Source organism: Paenibacillus sp. 7541 (genome assembly GCF_002276395.1).
GTDB classification, from domain to species: Bacteria; Bacillota; Bacilli; order Paenibacillales; family Paenibacillaceae; genus Paenibacillus_AQ; species Paenibacillus_AQ campinasensis.
On record NZ_NQLZ01000049.1, the window covers coordinates 1 to 25,511 of the forward strand.

The following is a 25,511-nucleotide window of genomic DNA, read 5'->3' on the forward strand; positions in this document are numbered from 1 at the left end:
CGGAGAGAGAGGGATTCGAACCCTCGCACCGCTTACGCAGTCTAACCCCTTAGCAGAGGGTCCCCTTATAGCCACTTGGGTATCTCTCCAGAAGCTGGCTCCCCGAACAGGACTCGAACCTGTGACAACTCGATTAACAGTCGAGTGCTCTACCAACTGAGCTATCGGGGAATGTCCAAACCGAACACTTAATAATTTATCATGTCTTATTGGGGGAGTCAAGCGCTTGCAGTGTCAATCGCCCGCGACATTTCCCGCACCGATATCGGTCCGGATTCATTCTCCGCTTTCGCAGGTATTCCGTCCCGCATGCGCCGCAGCGCAGCTTGTAGCGGTACGGTTCCGGATTGCGCCCCGACGCTGTCCGTTTCGGCAGCGCCTTGCAGAAACGGCTGCCACCAACGGCCTGGAGGAGCATCTTGAAATCCGGATCCCGGTGGCGGTAGCCTCTGCCTGCGAGATGAAGATGATAGTGGCACAGTTCATGCTTGATGATTTTCTCCACCTCTTCCGGCCCGTGAATATCCAGCTGATGGGGATTGATTTCAATATGATGACTTTTCATAAAATACCGCCCGCCTGTCGTGGACAGCCTGCGGTTGAAGGTTGCTTTATGTCTAAAGGGCAGCCGAAAGCTCTCGAGCGAAATCCGCTCCACCCAAGCCTGCAGCTCCTCGTTGCTCATCTGCTTCATTGTGTACACCACGTACCCTTCTGTCCAGCGCTAGGCTATAAATGTTACTTGAATTTTAACTTCCCTCTGGGCTACACTGTCAAGTAGAAAGTATGGAGGGAGAACCTGCAATCATGCCAAAGATGCGTTATGTTATTTTGCAACAACGGGACAAGCTGACTTTTGTTGAAATGCCCAGCGACTATGCATATCAGCTAAGCGCGCTTAACTTGCGACTGAACAAGGAAATTGACAAGCTGACCGCTCCCGGCAAGCCCGAGCTTCCTATTGCCGTGGCAGAATGCGACCAGCTTGATCTGCTGCAGGAATCGCTCAGCATTCAAGGCGGCCTGGAATACATAAATGAGCTTGAGCAAGCCTTCGCTGCAATCAAGGAGGAGCATTACCCGCTCATCTCGCTGCTTACCGAGATCCGCGCGCTGCAAGCGCAGCTGGAGCAATGGTACGAAGAGGAAGGGCAATAATCGAGGTAGACCTGCACGCTTTGGGCGATTTCCCCATATGCTATCCATACAGACGGAATTAGCAGAGGAGGAGATACCCTTGCCGCAATGGCTCTGCAATCAACTGACCCGCGCTTTTCGTAAAAAGGATCGGCGTCAGATTAAACTGTTGAATGAATGCTGGTTTTTTTACAGAAACTCCTCAGGGGAGAATTCGAACGCCCAGTAAGCCAGCGTGCCCCTTGATCCGATACGGGAGAAGACAGCAAGCCGGAGATGATCCGGCTTGTTTTTGTATGTTCAGCTAGCTAAAATGCGCGCGTGGCAGGCCAGCTGCCCTGCAGCTTCCTCAGCAGGATGATCTGACCAATATGATAAGCATCATGGGTAATGAAGCTCCAATACCGCTGCGGATGCTCGCTCAGTTCCTCTTCAGGCACATTCTGAATTTTCTCCCGCACAGCCGCATGAACCTGCTTCAATCGGTCCTGGGCCTCCCGCCAAGCCTCCTCGCTGGCATCGACAATCCGAAACGTCTCGTCATTGCTCACCCGGACATCCGACGCCCGCCCTTCTATCCGCGCCAGAAGCACTTCCTTGTAGAACAGCAGATGCATTACGTTTTCCCAGATGCTGTTAGCGCCTTCCCCCGGCTTCCACAATGCCTGCTCCACCGTCACATCCTGAAGGGCAACCGATAGCGGAGCATATCCATCCTCCTTCTCCATCGTGAAATCCCAGTTCTCCAGCAGCATTTCGCGCAAACTCATCCTCATTCCTCCCGCCATAATTGTAACGATCTAAAACCAGTTTAGAAAGTTACATCCACCTTAACACAGCTTTCGCTCCTGAACAAGTAACTAGCTAAACTTCATTATGCCTGTTACAATAACCATACCATTGAAAGGATGAAACAGAATGCTCTGGGATGATTTTATAAATAGTGAATGGCCGGATTGGAAAAAAGGAGAACGGTCCGAGGACAAACTGGAGAGCGACGCGTGGCTCCAGCGGTTTATAACCGAACATTCCCTGCTCGCTCCTCCCCTCCTTACGGACGAGGAGCTGAAGTTCCTCCGGCAGCTTCGCGCCCTCATGCTTCACTGCGTGCAGCGGATCGTGGGTGGACAATCGCTGTCCGAGGAGGAGCTGACGCAATTGAATGCATGGCTGAGCCGCGGGCCGGTCATCCGCCGCTTGGTTCCGGGCACCGGGAAGCCCTTCGCCCTGTCCAGCTCCCCTGTAAATCCAGGCTGGGAGGGCGCAGCGGCCGAAATTGCCGCTTCATTCGCAACAGCGCTGGCTGAACGCGATCTGTCGCGCTTCTCTATCTGCTCCAATCCAAATTGCCGCTGGGTATACTATGACAGCACACGCAACCGCTCCAAACGCTATTGCGAGGACAAAACCTGCGGCAATCTGATGAAGGTGCGGCGGTTCCGGGCCAAACATGCCTCCGCCGCCAGCGAGAAGCAAGGCCCGGCAGACAAGCCTTAACCGGTCTGGTGAGACAGCTGCCAGCTCCGGGCTCCAATCAACGAACAAAGCGGCAACCTCTGTCATCGAGGTTGCCGCTCATGTTCATTCCTGATCTCCACCCTGAGCGCTTGTCGCTCAAGCCCCTGCGCTTCTACTGATCCTTCGGCTCGCGCATGGTCAATCCGACGCGGCCTTTCTTCAAGTCCACGTTAAGCACCCATACCGTGACGTTGTCTCCAACTGAGACGACATCCATCGGATGCTTTACATACCCGTTGCTCAGCTGGGAAATATGCACGAGGCCATCGCTCTTGATGCCGATGTCCACGAAGGCGCCGAAGTCAATCACATTGCGCACCGTCCCCTGCAGCTCCATGCCCGGTGTCAGGTCCTCGATCTTCAGCACATCCTTGCGGAAGATCGGTGCCGGCAGCTCCTCGCGCGGGTCGCGGCCGGGCCGCTGGAGACTGTCGAGAATGTCGCGCAGCGTCGGCACGCCGACATCCAGCTTCACCGCCAGGCTCTCCGGCTCCTGCTGTGCCAGCAGCTCGGCCAGCTCCTTCGTACCGAGCTTATCCAGCTCAACCTGCAGCTCCTTGAACAATCGGTCCACCACCGAATACGATTCCGGGTGAATCGGGGTCCGGTCCAGAATGTTCTCGCCATCGGTAATCCGCATAAAGCCTACGCACTGCTCGAACGTCTTCGCCCCGAGGCGCGGCACCTTCTGCAGCTGTTTCCGGCTGACAAACTTGCCGTTCTCCTCGCGGAACTTGACGATATTCTTCGCAATGGTCGCATTGATGCCGGCCACATAAGAGAGGAGCGACGGCGACGCCGTGTTCACATCAACACCGACATGGTTCACGGCCGACTCCACGACGGCGCGCAAGCTTTCCTCCAGATGCTTCTGGGACACGTCGTGCTGATACTGGCCTACACCGATGGATTTCGGATCGATCTTGACCAGCTCCGCCAGCGGGTCCTGCACCCGGCGGGCAATCGATGCCGCGCTGCGCTCGGCGACATCCAGATCCGGGAACTCCTCCTGCGCCAGCTTGGAGGCGGAGTATACGCTCGCGCCGGCCTCGTTGACAATAAGGTAAGCCAGCTCCGGATCACCGATCTCGGCGATGACCTCCTCGGCTACGAACTGCTCGGTCTCCCGCGAGGCGGTTCCGTTCCCGATCACAATCAGCTTGATGCCATATTTGTCGATCAGCTTGCGGAATACCGCCGCTGCCTCGGCCTTCTTATTGCTCGGCGGCGTCGGGTACGTGACAGCCACTTCAAGCAGCTTGCCTGTCTCGTCAACCACCGCGAGCTTACAGCCTGTCCGGTAGGCCGGATCGACGCCCAGTACGCAGCGTCCCTTCACTGGCGGCTGCAGCAGCAGGCTGCGCAGGTTGCCGGCGAAGATCGAAATCGCCTGATTCTCGCCCTTCTCCGTCAGTTCGGCACGAACCTCTCGCTCGATCGACGGCGCGATCAGCCGCTTGTACGAATCCTCAATGATCGTCTTCAGGATATCGGCGGCAATGGACTGCCCCTTAATTACCTGTTTGCCAATGAAGTTGTAAATTGAATCCGGTGAAACCTCAAGTCCCACCTTCAATATATTTTCCCGCTCTCCCCGGTTGATCGCCAGAATCCGGTGCGGCGGCATTTTCTTCGCCAATTCACGATAGTTGTAGTAATTCTCGTAGACGGATTCCGCTTCCGCATCCTTCGCTTCGGAAGTGAGCATGCCATGGTCCAGCGTATAGCGGCGAACCCAGGCACGAATGGCTGCGTCATCGGCAATATTTTCCGCCAAAATATCCATTGCCCCCTGCAGCGCTTCCTCTGCGGACGCGACGCCCTTCTCCTCATTGACATATTGCGCAGCCTGAGCCATCACATCGCCCTGCTTCGGCTGGGACCAGATCCACTCCGCGAGCGGCTCCAGCCCTTTCTCCTTGGCTACACTGGCCCGGGTCTTGCGCTTTTGTCTGTAAGGACGGTACAGGTCCTCCACTTCCTGAAGCTTCACCGCTGCCGTGATGGACGCTTTGAGCTCATCAGTCAGCTTTCCCTGTTCGTCAATAATCCGGATGACTTCACGCTTGCGCACTTCCAGATTCCGCAAATACCCGGTGCGCTCCTCGATCTCGCGCAGCCGGTTCTCGTCCAGCTCGCCGGTCATCTCCTTGCGGTAACGCGCAATGAACGGGATCGTGTTCCCCTCGTCCAGCAGGTCCACGGTCGTTCGCACTTGCTTGACAGACAGCCCAAGCTCCTTCGCGATTTGTTTGACGATTCTTTCCTGCTCTTCCTTATGAATCTGTTCCTCATTCACTTCCGCGACAGCTTCTAATTCAGACAATGATATCCCTCTTTCTTCAACATTAACTGTACAGCTATTATCCCAAATCTGCGGCGGCTTTTCCAGCACAGTCAACAGACGGGCTCCGCTTCTTCGTTGCCTTTAAGCTTGGATTAAGGTTTTTTTCATCTTATTTTAAGTGTTGCCCGATATTCTGAACGTAACAACAAGCGAACCAAACCAGCATGAGGAGGTCTCCGTACGACAATGAATGACAAAAAAGCGCTCACTTGGTCTGTCATCTGCGTTCTGCTCACCGCAACGGCCGTCACCGTCGCCTATTTCCTTATCCCCTCAGGCGCATAGATATCAGGAGCTTCAAATCCGCATACCTTCCCAAACAGAACAAAAGGCTGTCCCCAGCAGCACACTCTGCCGAAGAACAGCCTCCTTACAATCAAACCGCCACGGGTTTGATTTCTGATATGAATACTTGGATAGATCGGTTCAAAAGTCGATCAAGCCCAGACTGATCTGCAAGGAATCGTTCACCTTGCTCATCGTCTCGTCATCAAGATGGGTGATCTTGTCGGTAAGCCGCTGCTTATCAATGGTCCGGATCTGCTCCAGCAAAATAACGGAATCCCTGTCAAATCCATGCGATGCAGCGTCGATTTCAACATGAGTCGGAAGCTTTGCTTTTTGAATCTGTGCGGTAATTGCGGCCACAATTACCGTTGGACTGAACCGGTTGCCGATATCGTTCTGGATCACAAGGACCGGCCTTACACCTCCCTGCTCCGAACCGACAACGGGTGAAAGATCCGCAAAAAATACGTCGCCCCGTTTTACGATCACTGTCTACACCCCGCTTACTAAGCGGTCTAGAGTGCTGTCTGCATCTTCCTCCGCGTGAAACGCTTCAGATGCCATGGTCAGGTTGATTTTCGCCATTTCCATATACCCTCGCTGCATTGATTCGCGTATATAACGCTTCTTACGCTCATTCAAGTACAGTTTCATGGCTTGCCGAATAAGCTCACTGCGGTTGGAATTCTCCAACTGAGCGATCCCGTCCACTTCCTGCAAAAGATGATCCGGTAAACTGATCATAATTCGTTTGGTGTTCTGCATATTGGCCACCCTCAATTACACCCCCACAACCTTCTCGCCTGTGCACCAGTATTGCATTATTCAAGGAAATTTATACAAAAGAATATATATGCCGAAGGTATATCAAGTATGCTGCATACCATTATAAACTACAATCGACAGTTTCGTACAGACAAAAGCGACATATTCATACTTCTTCCTACTTCGAGAATGCCTGTATATAATCCTTCTTCCTCGAACACAATTTCCTCGGGCACAGATGCTTCAATGTAAATCGACGGATTCCCATAGCGGGTTGACCGTCTTGACGGGGATATTTCCGCGTATATATTGGCGCGGCACTCGGTGGGCCATCATGCAGACTACCTCATAGTGGATGGTGCCCAGCCAGGAAGCCAGCTCGTCTGCCGAAATACATTCGCCAGCCTGCTGGCCGATGAGCACAACCTCTTCACCGGCTTTGATTTGTTCCGCCTCTTCGGCGAACGTCTTAAGTGACACCATGCATTGATCCATGCAAATTGTGCCGACAACTGGGACGCGGCGGCCGCGTATCAGTACCTCCGCCTTGCCGCTCAGCATACGGGAATAACCGTCAGCATAACCGATCGGAAGCGTTCCAATCATTTCTTCCTGTCCGGTTATGTATCTGGTGCCGTAGCTGATGCCTGAATTCGGAGGAAGCGTCTTGACGTACACAAGCTTTGTTTTGAGCGCCATGACAGGGCGAAGGCTTACCGCTTGCTTATTCACCTCATCGGATGGATACAATCCATACAAGCTGACGCCTATGCGCACCATATTGTAGGATAATCCGGGAGTGTCGATAGCGGCAGCACTGTTGCCCGTATGTATGATCGGGATAGGATAGCCCATGTCCCGAAGGGCGTCCGCCACGTCCTTGAATCGGCGATACTGCTCCATTGTATAGTCTTTGTTGTGTTCATCCGCGCGTGCGAAATGAGTGAACATGCCTTCTACAACCATTTGCGGAAGCGAGAAAGCCTCTTTAATGAAGGAAAGCGCATCCTCGCCGGGAAGCAAGCCCAAACGACCCATTCCGCTGTCAATCTTGATGTGTACCCTTAGCTTTCGATCCGGCAGAACCGGCAGCGCCTTGATCGCCTGAAGCACCTCCGTGCTGAACAAAGCGATCGATATGTTGTTGTAGAGCGCAGCCTCCACCCCTTCCGGCGGCGTATAGCCGAATACAAGAATCGGCAGGGTGATGCCGGCTTGACGAAGCTCAAGCGCTTCGTCCAGGAACGCAACGCCCAAATAATCGGCCCCGAGCTGCTCCAGCTCTCGGGCTACTTCCACCGCCCCATGCCCGTACGCATTCGCCTTGACGCTGGCCAGAAACTTCATACCTTCAGGCAGCGCCTTGCGAAAGGCGGTGTAATTGGCGCGCAGATGATCCAGGTTAATCTCGGCCAGGGTTGGTCGGTATATTGCTTGCACTTCCAGTCACCTTCTTACCTTGATGAGAAAAACTTTTTGACTAGCATTAGATTATATGGTAATGTTCCGAAAGGCAACTGTCAATGAAGCCTCGAGACGGGCTGGGAGAACCGACCTTTCTTCCCGCAGCCTCTATGGATATTAAACCCGCGAAAGCTCTGCTAGAAACAGGCTGCCAGCCCGCTTCCGAAGCCTTGTGGATTGGAAAAAGAAGGCGAATGGCCAGAACGCAGGAACACTCATCCTCCGCTGCCGGGTATTCGCCTTCATCCATTATTTACCCGATTGGTCCTGCATGGAAGCAGCGATGTTCACCATCTCCTCAACCGGAAGGTTGGTGCTCGTTATCCGGTACTCAACGCCGTCCGTCGTCCAGGTCAGCGTCTTCTGCTGGTCCCCGGTCAACAAGCCTACCGTAGTGAAATCGATGTAGATCGCTTCCCCAGGCACAAGCGACACGGCACGATCCAGCGGTCTGGATTCCATAATGGTGTATTGATATACCCCATTGTATTTCAGAATGACGGCATGATCCTTGCTGTCTGGAATCTCCATCGTCTCTTGATGCGCCACCCCGGCAGGCGTATATCCTGGCTCAATGATGCCAAACGAGCCCATATCCTTCTCCGCTACCGGGTCCAGAATCCCTTCGGTTCCCTCGGCAATCTCCTCGCCTGAAGGTTCGACCGGCAAGCCATTCTCATCCACTTCCGCCAGCGTGCCCTGCGACTCGCTCATGGCGTTCAGATTCCGCTGGGTATCAAAGGATTCCTTCGTCAGATTCGTATCAAACGTAAACGTATTGAATTTCACATCCACCACAACATTGGCCTGGGAATCCGATACCTGAACCTGACGCGGAGAATAGTTGTCCTTGGCGAGCCAGATCTTCTGGCGGACAAGCGCATGGCTGTGGTAATTGGCGGCTACGTCAAACACGTAGCTTTCCTTATCCTCGGCAAACTGGCGGTTCTTGTCGCCGATAATGCTGGACAGGAGTGTCTGGTACAAGTAGACCTGTCCCTGATTATCCGGCCAGTCGCTTTTGAAACGGAAGCTCTTGTTCAAGCTCGGCGTGAGCACAAACACGCCTTCATCATTACGCAGCACAATCTGGGTAATATTCTTCTGCCCGTTGGTCAGGCTTATGCGATAGTAGGACGGCGACTGATACCATACCTCCACCTGGTACTCCTGCGGAGTTGTACCGGTATGTATGGTCATGACGCCCGCCCCCTGGTAGGTGCCCTTGTCACCTTCCAGCTTATCAGCTACTTTGCCCAGATCTTTCACAACGCTGTCCGCGTCTTTTTTTCCGCATCCCGCCAGTATCGTCGTCAAGCATAATACAACAGCGAGCAGCACCCATGAAATCCGGCGCATGTCATCATCCCCTTTTCGCACATGTTTTGAGTTGATTGATACATGTCTATGAGGGACTTGGTCACATTATGCAGACTAGCCTGACAAGCAGAAGCGGGAGTCAGGTGATATCGAAGCGAATGACGGGAGTGCCCGATCCAGCCGGCCGACCGGCTTCCCTATGAATTTATGTTGACACGCAGCCTCCGAGGGCATCCACTCCATTCGGGGCAAACGCCCTTCAAGCACTCAGGGCTGGCCTATCATCTCTTCATCACCTATGAACCGGATAAAAAAAGAAGCCTGTCCGTTCATATCAAGAACAGACAGGCTCTTATCTCTTGGCATACAGGTGCTTTCATCCTTCGGACGAATGAATATTTAGCGGCTCGGCATAAGAAGATCGGCATGAAAGCCCAAATAGTCGAGCAGGCCTTCCTCGATTTGGCGAATACGCTCCAGACGCAGACTGTAGGTCGATACCGTCTCACCGACCACATGCGCGTTCAGCAGCCCCGCACTGCGCAGGTTGAAGATGTGATCATGCGTAATCCCTTTGGAAATGCCCAAATGCCGAACGACTTCGATAAACGTACGCGGCTCGTCGCGCAGAAAATGCAGGATGCGCAGCCGGCTCTTCTCGCTCAAGCTGCGCAGCAGCCGATACAATTGAAGCGACGGCTCATCCGCCTCGGATGGCGGCTCAATTCTCGCAGCATAATGACAAACGGTCACACTGCCGAACGAATAAATGATATTGCCGGGCTGAAAATGGTACTGCGGCACAAGGACAAGCTTCTCCAGCCCTTGCACAGGCTCAAAGCAAAACCCGTTCGTTAAAGCCGATGCCGTCTCATAGGCATTCAGCCCCTGGAGCGCCGACTTCTCTTCCGCTTCTGCCTGCAGCGCGGAGATGATGCCGGAGTCGACATGGGTGAAATAGGCGTCGTTCCATGCGGTGAGCATGTCGTGCAGCCGATCGCGCGCAGCCCCGAAGTTCTCCGGAAACGTCTGCACGTACGGTGACAACACCTCGTACAATTCACCTAAGGTAAGGTTTTTCAGCCAGGACAGAAACCCCTGCGTGCTGTCTTTGCTCGGAGATACGTAAACCAGCAAGTAAAGCAGCTTCCACTCCAGATCCATAGCGGTCTTGTTCAACTGATCGGCAAATTCGGGAGACAGCTTCGCCTCCACGTTCCGAGCCCAATCCGGACCAAGATCAATCCTTTTGTGCCAGCTCTTGCATAGATACGTATGGAGACTATTGATCATCTCGTTGACGGGTCTGAACGATATTTCCAATTGATAAGACAACAAATTGCACTCCTTCTCTGACCTGAAATCACCAGCGGCTGGTTACCGGCAAGCTCCGCAACCATCGGTTTCCTACCTATTATACACGCCGGCAAATCCTTTTTCTATAAAGCCGGACTGGCGCTGCAGGCCGCCGTGGTCAGACCAGATGACAGGCAACGAAGTGGTCGCCTCCCACATTCCGGAACTCCGGTATCTCCTCCTTGCACCGCGATACCGCGTACGGGCATCGCGTATGAAACTTGCAGCCGGAAGGCGGATTGGCCGGGCTCGGAATATCGCCCTTGAGTACGATGCGCTCCCGCTTGAGCTTCGGAACCGGGACCGGAATCGCAGACAGCAGCGCTTTGGTGTAGGGATGAAGCGGCTGGCTGAACAGCTCGTCGCGCGAAGCCATTTCCATCATGGAGCCGAGATACATGACGCCGATGCGGTTGCACAGATGCTCGACGACACTCAGATCATGAGAGATGAACAGATACGTCAGTCCCAGGGTGTGCTGAAGCTTCTTGAACAGGTTAATGATCTGGGCCTGAATCGACACATCCAGCGCCGATACTGGCTCATCGGCAATGATGAAGTCGGGGTTCAGCGCCAGCGCCCGGGCGATGCCAATCCGCTGCCGCTGTCCACCGGAGAACTCGTGGGGGAAGCGGCTGTAATGATAGGAGGAGAGGCCGCAGGCTTCCAGCACATCGAGCGCCCGCTCACGCGCCTCCTCCTTCGTCGCCAGCCCGTGATTGACAAGCGCCTCGCCAACCGCATCGCCAATCCGGATCCGCGGGTTGAGCGAGCTGTACGGGTCCTGGAATATCAGCTGCATCTGGGGACGCAGCTTACTCATCTCCGCCTTGGACAGCTCATGGATCGGCATGCCCTTGAACAGCACCTCGCCATCGGTTTTCTCATGCAGGCGCAGAATCGTGCGGCCGACCGTGCTTTTGCCGCTGCCGGACTCTCCGACCAGGCCGAAGGTCTCTCCAGCTTGAATCGTCAAGCTGATGTCATCCACCGCCTTGACATGTCCCACCGTCCGGTTCAGCAGACCGGCTGTGATCGGAAAGTATTTCTTCAGATGGCGCACTTCCAGCAAATGTTCACTCATGTTGAGCCTCCTCCTCGTACAGCCAGCAGGCTGCTCGCTGACTGGCGCTCACCTGCTTCAGCTCAGGCTGGCGAGTCCGGCAGATGTCCATGCAGCTGTCGCACCGGTCGTGGAAATAGCAGGACTCGGTCAGTTCAAGCGGATTCGGCACCTGGCCCGGAATCGAGAACAGCTCCTCAGTCCGCTGACCGATAATCGGCTTGGAACGAAGCAGCCCCTGGGTGTACGGATGCTTGGGCCGCTCGAACAGTTCGGTCACTTCGCCTTCCTCGACAATTTTCCCTGCATACATGACGATGACATAATCGGCCATCTCCGCCACGACCCCAAGATCGTGGGTAATGAGCATGATCGACATATTCGATTGCTCCTTGCTTTGCCGCAGCGTCTCCAGCACCTGCGCCTGAATCGTCACATCCAGCGCCGTTGTCGGCTCGTCAGCAATGAGCAGCTTCGGTTCGCAAGAGATCGCAATGGCGATCATGATCCGCTGCAGCATGCCTCCGGACAGCTGATGCGGATAGGATTCAGCGATTTGCTCGGCGCGAGGGATGCCGACCAGTTCAATCAGTTCCAGCGCGCGGGCGTAAGCCTGTTTCTTGCTCAGCCTCTGGTGAATCATAAGCGGCTCCATAATTTGCTTCCCGATCGTGATCACCGGATTGAGCGAGGACATCGGCTCCTGGAAAATGATCGAGATGTCATTGCCCCGGATACGCCGCAGCTCCTCCTTGCTGATTCGCAGTAAATCCTTGCCGTCAAACTGGATGGATCCGTTGACGACCTTGCCATGCGGCCCTTCGACCAGGCCCATGATCGACATGGCGGTGATGCTCTTGCCGCAGCCGGATTCGCCAACGATGCATACCGTCTCTCCCGGATGGATGCGAAAGCTGACATCGTCCACCGCCTTGACCGTGCCGGACCCGGTATGGAAATGAGTGCTTAAATGGTTGATTTCGATTAATGGATTCATGGACGGTTCACCTGCTTGTTTGCTTTTTGGGATCAAGAACGTCGCGCAGACCGTCGCCGAATACATTGATTGCGATGACGGTTGCAAAGATAGCCAGCCCGGGAGGAATCCATAGCCATGGACGCTTCTCAAAATCGATCAGATTGTTGGCGGCATCAATCATATTGCCCCAGCTTGGCGTGGGCGGCATGACACCGAGCCCGAAGAAGCTGAGTGCGGATTCCGCCAGAATCGCGCCCCCGATCCCCAGTGTCCCGATGACAATCAGCAGCGGGAACACATTCGGCAACAGATGGTGAAACAGCTTCCGTCTGTCGCTCAGGCCGAGCACGTCGGCCGCCTGCATATATTCCCGTTCGCGAAGCGTGAGCATCTGGCTGCGGACAAGCCGCGCAACCCCTGGCCAGCCGATCAGGCTAAGCATGACCATGACCAGATAGAGCCGGTAATCGGTAGGCACTTTCCATTCCGACATCAGAAAGCCCATGATGAACAGGATCGGAATGCCCGGAATGGTGAACAGCAGATCGGCAATGCGCATAATGAGCTGATCGACAATGCCGCGATAGTAACCGGAGATGATGCCGAGCACTGTCCCGATTGTCATCGACAAGGCCATCGACGCAAGACCGACGGTGAGCGATATTCTTCCGGCCTGGAGCAATCTTGTCAGCACATCTCTGCCCAAGTGATCTGTACCGAGCCAATGCTTGGCGCTTGGCGGCTGATGCTTGATCAGGATGTTCACCTTGCCGTCTGCATAAGGGGAGAATAGCGGCCCAATGAAACATGCCACTAACATAAAGATGACAAATATGAAGCCGGCCATCGCCATCTTGTTTTTGCTTAATTGCTGGATCGCCTGGCGCCATAGCGATGGGGGAGCTTCGGATACGCGACGGTCAGGCACGCGGCCGGCTTCCCTGGTAGATAGATTAGACACAATGCGGGCGCTCCTTTCTTTACAGTTTGACGCGCGGATCGGAAGCGTGATACAGAATATCCGACAAGAGCGTGCCGATCACGGTCAGGACGGCCAAGAGCATCGTAAAGCCCATCAGCAGCGGGTAGTCGCGGACGGTGAACGATTGCAGATACAGCTGCCCTATCCCCGGCCAATTGAATATTTTCTCAATGATGATCGACCCGCTGAACAGGCCCGGAAGCTCAAAACCTACAAGGGTAATTGCTGGCAGCATCGCATTCTTCAGCGCATGCCGGTACAGCACCGTCCGCTCCTTCAAGCCTTTGGCACGAGCCGTGCGCACATAGTCCTGCTTGATGACCTCCAGCACATTGCTGCGGAGATAACGCGCCAGCGAGCCGACGCCGAGCAGCACCATGACCGCCACCGGCAGCACCATATGGTTCATCACTTCCACTATATAGTCCCAGCCTTCGGCGCGGCTGCCTGTCGTAATCATGCCGCCCGGCGGGAGTATCTTCAGGTCGACGGCAAACACTTTGATCAGGAATAGTCCGATGAAAAATGACGGGATGGACATCGCCGCGAAAATGCCGATCATCACCAGCGTGTCAAACAGCGAGTATTGCTTGTAAGCCGTAATCACACCGATGATAACCGCGATAAACCAGGTGAAGAAGGTGGCGACCACCGCCAGCAGAAAGGAGTTCCATATGTAGTCCTGGATCAGTTGAGCTACAGGACGCTGCTGGGCCAGCGAATAGCCGAGATCGCCCTGGAGCAGATTGCCCATCCAATTGACATAGCGTTCAAACACCGGTTTGTTCAGACCGTAGATTTCCCGCAGCTCTGCCTTCCGCTCCTCGGACAAGCTCAGATTGTTGTCAACATAATCGCCCGGCGTCAGAGAGAACAGGAAAAATATCAATAAGGACGCGCCCAACAGAATCAAAAGCATATACAAGCATCTTCGGAGCAAATAGGTTCTCATGTTTATCTCCTAATCAGCATCTCCGGCCTGAACAGAGCTCAGGCTGGAGATGTCGTTGTTAATGATTGCGTAAAGCTTTACTTCAACTCCCAATCCGCCAGGCTGAAGCCGATGCCGGACAGCGGGTTCAGCTCAAATCCGCCGATGCGTCCGTTGATCGCCACAATCTGTTTGCTGTAGCTAGTAAACATGACGGGCAGCTCGTCGTTCAGAATTTTGAACATTTCATGGTAGATTGCCTTGCGCTCCTCAATGTCGCTCGTAGCCAGCGATTTCGCATAGAGATCATCGATGACCGGGTTGTCATAGCCAGGGGTCTGCCCTTTCGTGAAGCGGAATACCCCCTGGGACGGATCGCTGATGATCGTTGTGGAGAAGGACGCCATATCATAATCGCCGTTTCTCACCTTGGCAGAGAGCGTGTTGAAATCCGGGAACTGCTCCGGCACGAAGTCAACGCCAATCTCGGCATAATTCTCCGACGCCACTGCGATGAAGATGTCGGTGCTTTCGCTTTTGGACCCGAGATAATTGATGCGCAGCTTCTGGCCGTCCTTCTGGCGAATGCCGTCGGCGCCAACGACCCAGCCTGCCTCATCCAGCAGCTCCTTCGCTTTTTCCGGATCATACGGATACGGATTGATGTCCTCCTCCGTGTACGACCACAGAATCGGCGAGGAAGGAATGTTAGCCAGCTGGCCGGCGCCTTGTCTGGCCTCGACATATATGAGCTGGCGGTCCAGCCCGTAGGTCAATGCCTGGCGAACGCGCTTATCCTGCAGGTGATCCCGCTCCAGGTTCAGCTGGTTGTATCCGTAGTTGCTTGCCGTACTTGGAATCAGGTCCAGGAAGCCCAGGCCTGTCAGCCGTTCCAGGTTATCCTCGGTCGCGGTGAAGCTGCCGTAGTCCACTTCGCCCGTTTCAACGAACTGCCAGGTATCGCCTTCACTTGTTTTGTAGATGAAATATTCTGTTTTCGGCTTGCCGAACACGTAATGCTCATTGGCCACAAACCGCACTTCCTGGCCCGGAATGAAGCGCTCCAGCTTGTAAGGGCCATTCGTAATCGGATTCGCGTGTAGATCCTTGATATAGTCCAGATTGCCAAACGTATAGTCTTTACCGTAGTAAGCCTTGGACAAAATCTGTCCGCCCAGCACCGTCAATGCCGTTGCGTTCGTCTCCTCCAGCGTCACCGAAATCGTGCGCTCGTCAATCACCTGGATCCCTTCGATGGCATCTGCTTTTCCATCCTTGTAATCCTGCCCGCCCACTATTCTTGACTCCACCACCGTGTTGATGCCGTCATAAGAAGGATCATGCAGCAGCGTCCAGGTGAACGCGACATCCTCGGCCGTCATCGGCGAGCCGTCACTGTACTTCAAGCCTTCGCGGAGATAGTACGTATAGGTCAGTCCGTCCTCGGAAATCTCCCACCGCTCAGCCAGTCCGGGAACCGGGAGGCCGTTCGGATCGACCTTGACCAGCGGCGTATACAGCACGCTGTTGACATTTCCGTCATACCCGACCTGGGTGAAATAAGGCGTGAACGCCCCGCTTGGATTCACAAGGCTGACAATGATCGTGTCGTCCCGCTGCTTCGCTCTGTCCGGAAGCTTGGACAGGTCACTTGCAGCAAGCCGCTCTGTAAGCGCAGCCGGTTGCGGTTCCGACGGCGTCTCCGCCGACGTCTCATTGCTGCTGCCCGGATCGGAAGAATCAGCAGGTTCATTGGCAGAAGAGCCTGAAGAGCATGCAGCCATTAACAGAGATAAGATCAATAACAGAACAAACGCTATGTATCGTTGTTTTTTCATGGCAACCACCTTTTAACATTAGATTTGATACTGCACCGATACTGCCGAACTCGCAACCCACATACAACGAATCTGGCAATGCCAAAAAAACAATAATTCCAATGCGATAAGTATGAATTATAATAGTAATAGACCGCTGACTTTACGGAAGAGTCGATCCGCACCAAGACAGACAGCAACTGCGTAGTGTTGCACTAACTGATGAGCCCGACTGCCACCTTGATCATCACAACATCAACCATGAAGCATAAGCATGAAACAGAAGCCTTCGGCTGTTCTCCTCCCTTCTCCCCCTTTAAATTGAAAATAATGGAACTATCAGCATAATACCAATAAGAAAAGTGCGAATTATGCTTGTGCGACGCAGCATTACAATCATTTTATCCAGTTTTATACTTTCTGTAAATAGCGTACTATAAATTATTTCTCCCTAGACAGAAATCATTGAGCGATCACTTTCTGGTTAACCCCTCGTTAGCCGAAGATCAGGACACATCTTCTTCTTCCACAAAAAAACACACCCTCCTATGAAGAGAATGTGTTGGTTTAAAGTCTATTTCGGCTGCCCGGAGGACTCGGAAGCATCGGTTGGCAGCAGCTGAAACAGCGTTCCGTCCTGCAGGTGGTTCACAAATCGTTGCAGCCATTCATAATACGCCTTGGCTTCCTGCAGCTTGAACATGTCTTGCAAGCACAGGCTGCGCAGCTCCTCGCTTGCGTCCGGGCTCAGGATGATGCTGCTCCATGCCCCGATCGCTTCGTCAATGGCGAGGGACATGACGTCAATCTCGCGCTGGAGCTTGTTGCCGAAAAAATTTTGGAACACTTTGAAAAAGTCAGTCTCCGCGATATATTGATCCTTTCTAACCTGCTTCTTGTCCAGCTTCGTCACCATCTGGGAGGACAGCAGCGAGCGAATGGCGTAGCTCATATTGCTCTTGCTCATGTTCATCTTCTGCTGCATCTCTTCCAGGGTCATTTCTTTTTCCTCAAAATACATTACCCCGTACAAGGTGCCAAAGGTATGATTGACGCCGTACAAGTCCATCGTCTGGGCGATCGCCTCGATCACCTCATGCTTCGCCTGCTCGTATTGTTCCTCCAGCGGCTTGTCTTTTTCCATCATTCCAACTCCAAACTTTACAAAATTCTCGCGCTGTTTTGACATTCCTTTAATGGTTCTCACTTACACTGAACGTACAAAATATTTTGAACAATGATAATAAACCACGAATTTACATCTTTATTTTAGCATTAGTTCAAATAATTTTGAATCATCAGGAGGGTTAATGTGACCAGCAAATTCATGAATGATATCAAGGCCTTCGGCTTCATGCTTCCTGCACTCATCCCTTTAATGCTGTTCTGGTTCATTCCATTCGGCTATATCGCCTATTTGAGTTTTATGGAATGGGATTTCATGAATCCGGTCAAAACCTTCGTCGGTTTCGAGAATTACCAGGCGCTGTTCAGCAGCAAGAAGTTCTGGGATACGGTGCGCGTCACGCTCTGGTTCTGCGCCGGCAGCGTCATTCCGATCATCCTCGGCGGCTTGTCCCTCGCGCTGCTGCTTAGCGACAGGCTGAAGGGGAGCTTCATCTACCGCACGCTCATGTTCTCGCCATGGGTCACGCCGACGGTTGCGGTATCCATCGTATGGTCCTGGATCTATGAGCCGCGGGTCGGGCTGGCCAACACGGTCCTCGGATGGTTCGGCGCTGCTCCGGTTCGGTGGCTGGAGGATCCGCATTGGGCGCTCGTTGCTGTTCTGATTGTGACAATATGGAAATCGGCCGGCTGGAGCATGATCTTCTACATGGTGGCGATCCGCAATGTGCCCAGGCCGCTCCTGGAGGCAGCCTCGCTTGACGGGGCGGGCAGTGTGAAGCGTTTCTTGTACGTCACGCTGCCGCTCATCTCGCCGACCACCTTCTTCCTGTTCATCGTCCAAACGATCTCGGCGCTGCAGGCGTATGATCAGATCAATATTTTGACGCAGGGCGGGCCAGCCGGATCCACGAGAACGATCCTGTACATGTATTATCAATCCGCCTTCCAGTCCTATGAGATTGGAGAAGCGTCAACGGTCGCCATGACGCTTGTTCTCTTCTGCTTGCTGCTCTCCCTGTTAAGCTTCTGGGTTGGCAAGAGAACGGTGCATTACAATGCTTAGTCCAGAAAAAGGAGGTACCGATGCATGGCGCTCTACGCCCGTTTGAAACAAAGCATTCATCATCTCGTGCTGGCAGCCGCCTCCATAATGATGGCGTTCCCGTTTATATGGATGGTCAGCAGCGCATTAAAAACGAATGAGGAAATATGGAGCTTCCCGCCCACGCTTCTGCCTGAGCAGGCGTTATGGCATAACTTCATGGACGCCTGGAACGCCGCTCCGTTCAGCCAATATGTATGGAACAGCTTCTTCGTCGCTACCACCATCGTCTTGTGCCAGGTGGTCAACTCGGCCATGTATGCCTATGCCATCACCCATATGCGATTCCGGCTGAAGGGCGTGTTCACGGCAGCGATTGTGCTCGGGTATATGATCCCGGCAACCGCCACGTATTTGCCAAGCTATCTCATTCTGAATGAACTGAACATGCTCAACAGCTATCAAGGTCTGATCTTCTCCAACTGTGTCAGCGTATTTTCGATTTTTCTGATCAGACAAGCCTTTCTCCAGGTATCCGGTGAATTGATCGAAGCAGGCCATATGGATGGAGCCCGTCACCTGACCGTGCTCTTCCGCATCCTGGTGCCACTTACCAAACCGTTCTTTGCGGTCATTGCTTTGATTACTTTCATTGAACAATACAACAACTACTTCTGGCCGATGCTGATCACCAATGATCCCAATCTGCATCTCGTATCGGCCGGGCTGCGCAGTTTCTTCGTTGAAGGAGGTGCATACGGACTCAAGTGGCCGCTGATTATGGCCGCAAGCGCGCTTACCATCGCGCCGCTCCTGGTACTGTTTCTGTTCACACAGAAAACGATTATTCAAAGCGTCAATCTGTCAGCCGGAGCAACAAAAGGTTAACAACCCCATTATAATCGATAGATATGAGGAGGAAATCTGCTGTGCTAAAAACATCCAAACCCTGGTTATCCATCGCCCTGATCAGTGTCATGATCTTCCTGTCTGCCTGCGGGTCATCATCATCCAACGGAGGAAGCAGCAGCGCACCAAGCGCCCAGCCGAATCAAGGCGAGGCATCCGAAGCTTCGAATGCACCGGTTGAAATTGAATTCTGGTACGGCCTCGGGGGCAACCTTGGCGAGAATATGGAGCGCCTCATTGCGGCCTTTAACGAATCTCAGGACAACATTGTGGTCAAAGGCCTGGTACAGGCCAGCTACTCGGAGACATCCACGAAGCTGCAGGCGGCGATTGCAGCCGGCAATGTGCCGGCCGCGGTTCTTTCGTCCAACGCCGAATGGGCAAGACGGGGATATTTTGAAGAGCTGGACAGCTATATCGCGGGGGATTCCGACTTCAATAAAGAGGATGTCATTCCCACCTTCCTGGAACAAGGCCAGGTCGACGGCAAACAATACTTCCTGCCGATGTACGGCACAACGCAAGTGATGTACTACCGCAAGGATATTCTGGCAGAGCACGGCATTGATCCGGCTACGCTGACCACTTGGGAGGCGCTCGCCGAAGCGGCCGCCAAGATGACGAAGAAGGATGGCGGTACGACAACGTTCTACGGCTGGGAGCCGATGTGGGGCAAGGAGAACATGATGGATGCTGTATTCAGCAAAGGCGGCTCGGTGCTGAGCGAGGATGGCCGGACCGTGACGATCACAACCGATGAATGGGTAGACACCTGGGATTACTTCCGCAAGTGGATTCATGAGGATCAGATCATGCGCATTCACCATGGCGGAACCGGCTGGGAATATTGGTACAAAACGATTGATGACGTCATGCAGGGCTTCGCTGCAGGCTACACAGGCTCCAGCGGTGACCAGGGCGATCTTGATTTCTCCATCATCGCGGCCATGGAACAGCCGGGCTGGGAAGGTCACGGCCAAGGCAAGCCGGTCGCAGAGGCCATCCTGGCTGGCATTCCAGCAGCCGCATCGCCAGAACAGAAGGCTGCAGCCTATGAGTGGTTCAAGTTTTTCATGAAGCCGGAGAACACCGCTTCCTGGTCCATGAATACCGGCTACATTGCCGTGCGTGAATCCGCTCAGAATGATCCTGCATTCGCGGATTTCGCTAAAGAGAACCCTCAGATTACTGTACCTCTGTCGCAGGCGACCCATGCTTCCCGCCCGTTCGTTGACCCGACAGGCGGCAAAATTTCCGACGCGCTCGCTACGGCCGCCGATAAGGTGCAGATATCCAACCTTCCGGCAGCCGAAGCGCTGGCAGAAGCACAGGCCGAGGCGCAAGCGGCCCTTGACGCCCATTACAAGCAGTAAGAGGACGAACATGAACATGGCACAACTTTATTTAAACGAGCTGCAGTGGCAGGTGGAGGCCGTCTTCCTGGATAAGGATGGCACCCTCATCGACTTCATGCATACTTGGGGATATTGGGCGGAGCAAGCGCTCCGCCAATATGCTATTCAGCTGGCCGAGCAGGGATACGAGGCAGCGGCGAACATGCCGGCCCGGATCGGCATGCTTGCGCATGGCGCCGATGTTGACCGGAATGGACCGCTCGCGATGGGAACCGTGGCGCAGCTGGAGACGATTCTGACCTTCTCCAGCTATGAGCTTGGCATGCCATGGTTCGAGGCGATCAAAGTGAGCCGGTCATGCCTGGCTTACGCCGACAAGGCTGTAGAGCTGGAGCGCCGCGTGCGGCTTCTGCCTGGCGCAGGCCGGTTCCTGGAGGAGGCGGCAAGGCTCCGGATTCCGATGTTCATCGTAACGGCAGATGAAACCGATACTGCGGTTAAACAGATGCAGTGGCTGGGGATGGCGCATTATTTTACCGATATCATCGGAACCGACCAGGTTGTCCGCGGCAAGCCCTATCCGGATATGCTTGAGCTTGCGGCCGGCCGCCATCAGGTGGATCTTACCCGGGCCGTTATGATCGGGGACACATCCAGCGACATGAGCATGGCCCACAGCGCCGGCCTGGCGGTCCGCCTTGGCAAGCTGTCACCCGGCGGGTCCGTCATTACACATGCCACATCCTGCTTCGAGGACTACGGGCAGCTTACGATTACAGCCTAAACTTACACTAGAAAAAGGACGACTACGAATGGGATGGTTATGGTTATTCATTGCAATTTTCTTTGAATTCGCAGGGACCCTCGCGATGAAGTACTCGGCCGGATTTTCCAATCTCCTGCCTTCCATCGTGATGTTTGCCTGTTATGCAGTCAGCTTCACCTGTTTGAACTTTTCTCTGGCCTATCTCAAAGTCAGCCTCGTGTATGCGATGTGGTCAGGTGTCGGCATTATTCTCATCACCCTGGCCGGCACCCTGCTCTTCAAGGAGCAGATAACGCTAGCCGGGGTATTCTGGATCGTCGTCATTGTCGCAGGCGTAGTCGGGCTTAATTTCAGTCAATCCGCTCACGGATAAGGGGAGGTACTGCACATGACAAATCAGCGTTTATTTCGATTCCATGTTCTCACCGATACGCATATCGAGGAAGAAGAAGGACATCTGTACAATCATCATTTCAGGCTGGCATTGCAGGACATTGCCGAGCATTTTCCGGACAGCGCCTGCATTGCCCATGCCGGGGATTTGACGAACCATGGTTATCCGGGAGAATACCGGCGTTATGCCGCCATCCTGGCGGAATTTCAGGGCAAGCTCCCTCCGCTTTACACCGTGCAGGGCAATCATGATGTCGGCACGATCTCTCCGCAGGATCTAAAGACCTATCTCGCCAGCCACGCGGGAGCTGCGCTTGCCGAAGAGGCAGCCAAGCTCGGGCTCCAGGCAGCTCATGCCGGGCTGGCCGCCATTCCGGAGGAATACGCGGATCTATTGCCTCCGGCCTATATGGAGCAGGGCCATGAAGCGGCAGGCACATGGGACAACCGCATCGCCGCTTTCCTGCAAGCGACCGGCCAGGCGGGTCCCTATCATCATCATGTCATTCGCGGAGCCCATTTTATATTCATCGGCAGTGAGACGAATGATCCGTTATTCTGCGAATTCAGCGAAGAGCAGCTGGCTTGGCTCGAACGTACCTTGGACGCTGTTCCGGACGCCAAACTGCCGATATTTCTATTCCTGCATCAGCCGCTGCTGGATACGGTGTCCGGCTCGCTCGCCCATCAGCAATGGTACGGTGTTCGTCAGGATGAGGAGCTGAAGCGCATCCTGAGCAAGCATCCCCGGGTCGTGCTGTTCACCGGCCATACCCACTGGGAGCTTGGCTCGCCTTATACGTACGTGCCGGCGACGGCATCCTCGCCAAGCATGCTGAATTGCGCCTCCGTGGCCTACCTGTGGACGGATGAGGACCAGCGGAAGGAAGGCTCCCAGGGCTATGTCGTCGATGTCTATGAAGACCGCACGGTTGTGCGCGGCAGAGATTACCGCGCTTCCGACTGGATCGATGGGATCGAATATACGATTGCGCATCAAGCATACAAGTGAATTAAATAGCGTGACCGGATCCATCCTCGTTCATTCCCCCCGTGAGCCGCATCGTGCGGTCAGCGGGGGTTTGTTCATGGATGCAGCGTTCCAGCCTTCGGCTCCTATGCGGGCGGTGCTGCCGGGTTGGCCTGTTCCCTGCGCTCCTGCGCAGCGGATTGCAGCGGAGCAAACAGCGACTCATCCATACGGTCCGGAGGCGGGAGCTTCCGGGTGACCGGATCAAGCAGCCACAGCACTCCGATCAGCAGGACGATCAGGCCGCTGCCCGCTATGATGGAGGAGCTGGCCAGGAGGAGCCCCAGACTGCCGCCAATCAGGCTTCCCAGCGGGCTTGCAATCCCGCTTAGCCCATTCGAAGCGGCAAATACGGTAGCCATATGCTGCTGCGGGATCGTCTTCTGAATCACCGTGTTGATAATGACATTGGTAATTCCGCCCGGGAACCAGGCCAATCCATAGGTCAATACAACCAGCCAGGTCCATGGCGTGAACACGCTAAGTGCCCAGGCCGCCCCCATGACAAAGAACGCGACGCCGTAAATTACCCCAAGCCTGAACTTCTCCAGCTTCAGGTATGGCGCCGCCAGTGCGCCAAGCAAACTGCCGCAGGCTTGCGCCATCAGAAGAATGCCATAGATACCGGCCCCGCCGAGACTGTCGGCGAATGCGGGCATGACGGTGAACGTCGCTCCGCCCACCGCGTTAATCATAATCATGCCAAGCAGAACACGGGCTAGCGGCGAGCCGAGGAGGAAACGCAGTCCGAAGCGCATATCCTCCATATAGGATTTGAATGAATCGGTGCTCGTTGAAGTGGCTGTGCTGTCTTTGACCTGCGTTTCCCTTGATGTTGTTAGATCATTGTTAGAAGAACTAGAAGCACTGTGAATGCGAAGCTGCGCGAACAGAACCGCGCCGATGAAGAAACCGACAGCGTTCCACAGATACAGGGAAACCGCGCCCAGCAGGATAATCAATCCGCCCGAAATCGCATTGCAGGCCACATCGATGCCTTGGTAAGCCAGCGTGAATAACGAGTTGCCTTGTGTCAGCTGCTTTTTGTCCAGGATTTTCGGTAATGCGGACATTTGGGCGGGATAGACCCACATGTTAAGTGTGCTCATGATCGGCGTGATGGTCAGCACCAGCCCTACGGTAAGAAACCCCATATAGTGAGCTGCAGGAACGATCAGGAGCAGCCCGGCCTGAATCAGCTGTGTGTATACGAGCAGCCCTCGAAGCGGAACGCGGTCAATGAGCGGGCCGGAGAAAATCTGAATGATCCGGGGCAGGATGGACAGAAACCCGGCCAACCCTGTGTACAGGGTCGAGCCGCCCAGATCATACACGAGCCACATGGCAGCAACGGCATACAAGCTGTCTCCAATATTGGTCAGGATGCGGCCGATAAACAGCAGCAAAAAATTGCGGTTTTTCAATATATTCATCGTTCAGAACTCTCCTGTTCACTGTATATTCAGACAAAAGAAGTCGGCGCTGTGCTCATCTTAATGAGGCCGAGCCGCCGGAAAAACCGCATCATTGCTAATATTGAAGAAGCGGCCTCTATTGGGAGGATGCTTCTTCGATCGAAACGACATTAACGCCGATGGCATATTCCTTGCTGTCTTGCCCTTTTGTGGCCATCGTTTGGTTCACCCATTTTTCCAGAAGGAGCTTAAACTCCCGGGTCATTTCCTCATGCTGCTCCTCTGTCAACTGCAAGCGCAGCTGCATCTTCGTGCTGGAAGCCGCATTATAGCTGTCAGACAGAACGGGATCGACCAGTTCCTTACTGGATGTATTGAACCACTTCCCCTTCGACTTGTAATATTTCTCCACGATCCCGCCAACCGTCCGCGTATCCACCAGCTCGATCAGCCCGCCGTCGTACAGCTTCTGAATGTGGTAATGAATGCTTCCCGGTGACTCCCCAAGTTCATCAGCTACCTGCTTAGCGGTTTTGGGGATGTCGACAAGACAGCCGATAATTTTCACGCGCTGGGCGCTGCCGAGCAATTTAGCCTGTTCCACCGTAATGTCAAACATTTGATTCGGATTCTGCTCCATCAAGATCACTCCGTTCTTAGTATAGGGGCGGTTCTAATTTCATTGTTCAATCTGTATTTGTTGTTCGTACCACTATTGTAGTTCGTTCTAATTTTCTAGATCGATGTGATAATAATAAACCACCTATTCCCATTTGTAAATAGGCGGCTCCAAAAATTCTTTATACTCGCATATATATCTTCATGTTCACGCTTGCTTGGGCACGGCAATTCCATGCATAATCATCTGAACCGTCTGATCGATTTCCGCTTGATCATCCCAGTCCAGCTCGGGCAGCAGGAGATTGCGAACGATTAGATAGCCGAAGATCGCTGAAGCGGTCAGGCGAATGATCGTGAGAGGCGGGGCATCAATCAGCTCCCCTTTTTCTTGATAATGCTCAACCACCTGCGTGAATCGGGTGATGACCTTCGTTCCAATATGCTCTTTAAACAGGGCCTTTAGCTCCGGTTGAAAGGGAATTTCCTGAATCAGAATTTTAAACAACAGCATATTCTTGGAAAGGAAACTGATCCGGTTCTCGATCATCGCCCTCAAAAAGTCTTCAAAGGAAGCATGCTTTTCATTAAGAACCTTTTCCATATCTTTAATGACAAAAGGAGCAATAAATTTCTTCAGCATCGGCTCGATAATGGAATAAAGCAAATCCTTTTTCGTTTTGTAATGGCGGAAAATCGTTCCCTCCGCAACCCCGGCGCTTTTGGCGATTTCGCTTGTCGAGGTCGAGGCGTACCCTTTTTCGGCAAACGACTGGATCGCAGCCAGAATGATTTTCTTCTGCTTCTCTGTAAGCTCGTCACTCTGTTCAAAAATTTCTTCAATAAGATTGTCCGGACCGTTCATCGTAAACTCCTTCATTCCAT

General features: G+C 53.8%; 26 protein-coding genes and 2 tRNA genes. 9 read left to right on the forward strand and 19 right to left on the reverse strand.

The annotated features are described in order from the left end of the window. The 3 genes from CHH75_RS23315 to CHH75_RS23325 all read right to left on the reverse strand — a co-directional run bounded on the left by CHH75_RS23315 (position 1) and on the right by CHH75_RS23325 (position 685). A tRNA-Ser gene (locus tag CHH75_RS23315) sits at positions 1–89 on the reverse strand. Positions 90–95: 6 nt separating this feature from the next. Further along, a tRNA-Asn gene (locus CHH75_RS23320) sits at positions 96–171 on the reverse strand. 28 nt (positions 172–199) lie between these two features. After that, positions 200–685, reverse strand: a complete 486-nt coding sequence (locus CHH75_RS23325; protein ID WP_176475651.1) for a SprT family protein — start codon at positions 683–685, stop codon at positions 200–202. A gap of 122 nt (positions 686–807) precedes the next feature. Between CHH75_RS23325 and CHH75_RS23330 the strand changes: the two genes are divergently transcribed. Both CHH75_RS23330 and cmpA read left to right on the forward strand, forming a co-directional pair. Beyond that, positions 808–1,158 (forward strand): hydrolase/acyltransferase, encoded by a 351-nt coding sequence (locus CHH75_RS23330; RefSeq protein ID WP_095399277.1) that lies wholly within the window; start codon positions 808–810, stop codon positions 1,156–1,158. A 79-nt stretch (positions 1,159–1,237) separates the two neighbouring features. After that, positions 1,238–1,366: a cortex morphogenetic protein CmpA gene (cmpA, locus tag CHH75_RS23335; protein ID WP_095264820.1), complete on the forward strand. Its 129-nt coding sequence runs from the start codon at positions 1,238–1,240 to the stop codon at positions 1,364–1,366. Between the two features lie 79 nt (positions 1,367–1,445). Here the strand turns inward: cmpA and CHH75_RS23340 are convergent, their stop codons facing one another. After that, positions 1,446–1,907, reverse strand: a complete 462-nt coding sequence (locus CHH75_RS23340) for a DinB family protein (RefSeq protein WP_095264819.1) — start codon at positions 1,905–1,907, stop codon at positions 1,446–1,448. 148 nt (positions 1,908–2,055) lie between these two features. Here CHH75_RS23340 and CHH75_RS23345 point away from each other — a divergent pair, with 148 nt between their 5' ends. After that, positions 2,056–2,634: a CGNR zinc finger domain-containing protein gene (locus tag CHH75_RS23345; RefSeq protein ID WP_095264818.1), complete on the forward strand. Its 579-nt coding sequence runs from the start codon at positions 2,056–2,058 to the stop codon at positions 2,632–2,634. A 133-nt stretch (positions 2,635–2,767) separates the two neighbouring features. Here the strand turns inward: CHH75_RS23345 and CHH75_RS23350 are convergent, their stop codons facing one another. From CHH75_RS23350 to CHH75_RS23405, 12 genes are all read right to left on the reverse strand, one after another. Then, positions 2,768–4,981: a Tex family protein gene (locus tag CHH75_RS23350; RefSeq protein WP_095399278.1), complete on the reverse strand. Its 2,214-nt coding sequence runs from the start codon at positions 4,979–4,981 to the stop codon at positions 2,768–2,770. A 447-nt stretch (positions 4,982–5,428) separates the two neighbouring features. After that, positions 5,429–5,779, reverse strand: coding sequence for a type II toxin-antitoxin system PemK/MazF family toxin (locus CHH75_RS23355; RefSeq protein ID WP_095264817.1), 351 nt, complete (start codon positions 5,777–5,779; stop codon positions 5,429–5,431). Positions 5,780–5,782: 3 nt separating this feature from the next. Then, positions 5,783–6,064 carry a CopG family ribbon-helix-helix protein gene (locus CHH75_RS23360; protein WP_046681343.1) on the reverse strand — a complete coding sequence of 94 codons (282 nt, stop codon included), beginning with the start codon at positions 6,062–6,064 and terminating at the stop codon, positions 5,783–5,785. A 234-nt stretch (positions 6,065–6,298) separates the two neighbouring features. Next, entirely contained in the window at positions 6,299–7,495 is a 1,197-nt protein-coding gene (gene alr / locus CHH75_RS23365; RefSeq protein ID WP_095264816.1) for an alanine racemase, read from the reverse strand. 273 nt (positions 7,496–7,768) lie between these two features. Continuing rightward, positions 7,769–8,878 (reverse strand): LolA family protein, encoded by a 1,110-nt coding sequence (locus CHH75_RS23370; RefSeq protein WP_095399279.1) that lies wholly within the window; start codon positions 8,876–8,878, stop codon positions 7,769–7,771. A 360-nt stretch (positions 8,879–9,238) separates the two neighbouring features. Next, positions 9,239–10,174 carry an ArsR/SmtB family transcription factor gene (locus CHH75_RS23375; protein WP_095399280.1) on the reverse strand — a complete coding sequence of 312 codons (936 nt, stop codon included), beginning with the start codon at positions 10,172–10,174 and terminating at the stop codon, positions 9,239–9,241. 139 nt (positions 10,175–10,313) lie between these two features. Further along, on the reverse strand, positions 10,314–11,279 hold the full coding sequence (locus tag CHH75_RS23380; protein WP_095399281.1) for an ABC transporter ATP-binding protein: 966 nt from the start codon (positions 11,277–11,279) through the stop codon (positions 10,314–10,316). Further along, the gene (locus tag CHH75_RS23385; protein WP_095264812.1) at positions 11,272–12,255 is read right to left on the reverse strand and encodes an ABC transporter ATP-binding protein; all 984 of its coding nucleotides are present in this window, start codon (positions 12,253–12,255) and stop codon (positions 11,272–11,274) included. The genes CHH75_RS23380 and CHH75_RS23385 overlap by 8 nt, the downstream gene beginning before the upstream one ends. 7 nt (positions 12,256–12,262) lie before the next feature. Further along, the gene (opp4C, locus tag CHH75_RS23390) at positions 12,263–13,198 is read right to left on the reverse strand and encodes an oligopeptide ABC transporter permease (RefSeq protein ID WP_425320436.1); all 936 of its coding nucleotides are present in this window, start codon (positions 13,196–13,198) and stop codon (positions 12,263–12,265) included. 19 nt (positions 13,199–13,217) lie between these two features. Then, positions 13,218–14,171: an ABC transporter permease gene (locus CHH75_RS23395; protein WP_095264811.1), complete on the reverse strand. Its 954-nt coding sequence runs from the start codon at positions 14,169–14,171 to the stop codon at positions 13,218–13,220. 77 nt (positions 14,172–14,248) lie between these two features. Further along, on the reverse strand, positions 14,249–15,988 hold the full coding sequence (locus tag CHH75_RS23400) for an ABC transporter substrate-binding protein (protein ID WP_095399282.1): 1,740 nt from the start codon (positions 15,986–15,988) through the stop codon (positions 14,249–14,251). 553 nt (positions 15,989–16,541) lie between these two features. Beyond that, positions 16,542–17,114 carry a GbsR/MarR family transcriptional regulator gene (locus tag CHH75_RS23405; protein ID WP_095264809.1) on the reverse strand — a complete coding sequence of 191 codons (573 nt, stop codon included), beginning with the start codon at positions 17,112–17,114 and terminating at the stop codon, positions 16,542–16,544. 165 nt (positions 17,115–17,279) lie between these two features. On the opposite strand from CHH75_RS23405, the gene CHH75_RS23410 reads away from it, so the two are divergent. The 6 genes from CHH75_RS23410 to CHH75_RS23435 are packed head-to-tail and all read left to right on the forward strand — an operon-like array spanning position 17,280 to position 22,575. Next, positions 17,280–18,161, forward strand: a complete 882-nt coding sequence (locus tag CHH75_RS23410) for a carbohydrate ABC transporter permease (protein WP_413773632.1) — start codon at positions 17,280–17,282, stop codon at positions 18,159–18,161. Between the two features lie 24 nt (positions 18,162–18,185). Beyond that, on the forward strand, positions 18,186–19,028 hold the full coding sequence (locus tag CHH75_RS23415; RefSeq protein ID WP_095399283.1) for a carbohydrate ABC transporter permease: 843 nt from the start codon (positions 18,186–18,188) through the stop codon (positions 19,026–19,028). A gap of 23 nt (positions 19,029–19,051) precedes the next feature. After that, the gene (locus CHH75_RS23420) at positions 19,052–20,422 is read left to right on the forward strand and encodes an ABC transporter substrate-binding protein (RefSeq protein WP_095399284.1); all 1,371 of its coding nucleotides are present in this window, start codon (positions 19,052–19,054) and stop codon (positions 20,420–20,422) included. A gap of 10 nt (positions 20,423–20,432) precedes the next feature. Next, on the forward strand, positions 20,433–21,188 hold the full coding sequence (locus tag CHH75_RS23425; protein WP_095264806.1) for an HAD family hydrolase: 756 nt from the start codon (positions 20,433–20,435) through the stop codon (positions 21,186–21,188). Positions 21,189–21,216: 28 nt separating this feature from the next. Continuing rightward, on the forward strand, positions 21,217–21,543 hold the full coding sequence (locus CHH75_RS23430; RefSeq protein ID WP_095264805.1) for a DMT family transporter: 327 nt from the start codon (positions 21,217–21,219) through the stop codon (positions 21,541–21,543). A 15-nt stretch (positions 21,544–21,558) separates the two neighbouring features. Continuing rightward, positions 21,559–22,575, forward strand: a complete 1,017-nt coding sequence (locus CHH75_RS23435; RefSeq protein WP_095264804.1) for a metallophosphoesterase family protein — start codon at positions 21,559–21,561, stop codon at positions 22,573–22,575. A 104-nt stretch (positions 22,576–22,679) separates the two neighbouring features. Here the strand turns inward: CHH75_RS23435 and CHH75_RS23440 are convergent, their stop codons facing one another. From CHH75_RS23440 to CHH75_RS23450, 3 genes are all read right to left on the reverse strand, one after another. Then, positions 22,680–24,026, reverse strand: a complete 1,347-nt coding sequence (locus tag CHH75_RS23440; RefSeq protein ID WP_095264803.1) for an MFS transporter — start codon at positions 24,024–24,026, stop codon at positions 22,680–22,682. 118 nt (positions 24,027–24,144) lie between these two features. Beyond that, on the reverse strand, positions 24,145–24,627 hold the full coding sequence (locus CHH75_RS23445) for a winged helix-turn-helix domain-containing protein (RefSeq protein ID WP_255223100.1): 483 nt from the start codon (positions 24,625–24,627) through the stop codon (positions 24,145–24,147). Positions 24,628–24,834: 207 nt separating this feature from the next. Further along, positions 24,835–25,491, reverse strand: a complete 657-nt coding sequence (locus CHH75_RS23450) for a TetR/AcrR family transcriptional regulator (RefSeq protein ID WP_095264801.1) — start codon at positions 25,489–25,491, stop codon at positions 24,835–24,837. Between the last annotated feature and the right edge of the window lie 20 nt (positions 25,492–25,511).

Excerpts from the sequence above, each read along its gene's own strand:
- CHH75_RS23325 (WP_176475651.1), bottom strand. The coding sequence starts at position 685 with ATGAGCAACGAGGAGCTGCAGGCTTGGGTGGAGCGGATTTCGCTCGAG.
- CHH75_RS23330 (WP_095399277.1), top strand. The coding sequence starts at position 808 with ATGCCAAAGATGCGTTATGTTATTTTGCAACAACGGGACAAGCTGACT.
- CHH75_RS23340 (WP_095264819.1), bottom strand. The coding sequence starts at position 1,907 with ATGAGTTTGCGCGAAATGCTGCTGGAGAACTGGGATTTCACGATGGAG.
- CHH75_RS23345 (WP_095264818.1), top strand. The coding sequence starts at position 2,056 with ATGCTCTGGGATGATTTTATAAATAGTGAATGGCCGGATTGGAAAAAA.
- CHH75_RS23370 (WP_095399279.1), bottom strand. The coding sequence starts at position 8,878 with ATGCGCCGGATTTCATGGGTGCTGCTCGCTGTTGTATTATGCTTGACG.
- CHH75_RS23380 (WP_095399281.1), bottom strand. The coding sequence starts at position 11,279 with ATGAGTGAACATTTGCTGGAAGTGCGCCATCTGAAGAAATACTTTCCG.
- CHH75_RS23385 (WP_095264812.1), bottom strand. The coding sequence starts at position 12,255 with ATGAATCCATTAATCGAAATCAACCATTTAAGCACTCATTTCCATACC.
- CHH75_RS23395 (WP_095264811.1), bottom strand. The coding sequence starts at position 14,171 with ATGAGAACCTATTTGCTCCGAAGATGCTTGTATATGCTTTTGATTCTG.
- CHH75_RS23400 (WP_095399282.1), bottom strand. The coding sequence starts at position 15,988 with ATGAAAAAACAACGATACATAGCGTTTGTTCTGTTATTGATCTTATCT.
- CHH75_RS23405 (WP_095264809.1), bottom strand. The coding sequence starts at position 17,114 with ATGATGGAAAAAGACAAGCCGCTGGAGGAACAATACGAGCAGGCGAAG.
- CHH75_RS23415 (WP_095399283.1), top strand. The coding sequence starts at position 18,186 with ATGGCGCTCTACGCCCGTTTGAAACAAAGCATTCATCATCTCGTGCTG.
- CHH75_RS23420 (WP_095399284.1), top strand. The coding sequence starts at position 19,052 with ATGAGGAGGAAATCTGCTGTGCTAAAAACATCCAAACCCTGGTTATCC.
- CHH75_RS23425 (WP_095264806.1), top strand. The coding sequence starts at position 20,433 with ATGAACATGGCACAACTTTATTTAAACGAGCTGCAGTGGCAGGTGGAG.
- CHH75_RS23430 (WP_095264805.1), top strand. The coding sequence starts at position 21,217 with ATGGGATGGTTATGGTTATTCATTGCAATTTTCTTTGAATTCGCAGGG.
- CHH75_RS23435 (WP_095264804.1), top strand. The coding sequence starts at position 21,559 with ATGACAAATCAGCGTTTATTTCGATTCCATGTTCTCACCGATACGCAT.
- CHH75_RS23440 (WP_095264803.1), bottom strand. The coding sequence starts at position 24,026 with ATGAATATATTGAAAAACCGCAATTTTTTGCTGCTGTTTATCGGCCGC.
- CHH75_RS23445 (WP_255223100.1), bottom strand. The coding sequence starts at position 24,627 with ATGTTTGACATTACGGTGGAACAGGCTAAATTGCTCGGCAGCGCCCAG.
- CHH75_RS23450 (WP_095264801.1), bottom strand. The coding sequence starts at position 25,491 with ATGAACGGTCCGGACAATCTTATTGAAGAAATTTTTGAACAGAGTGAC.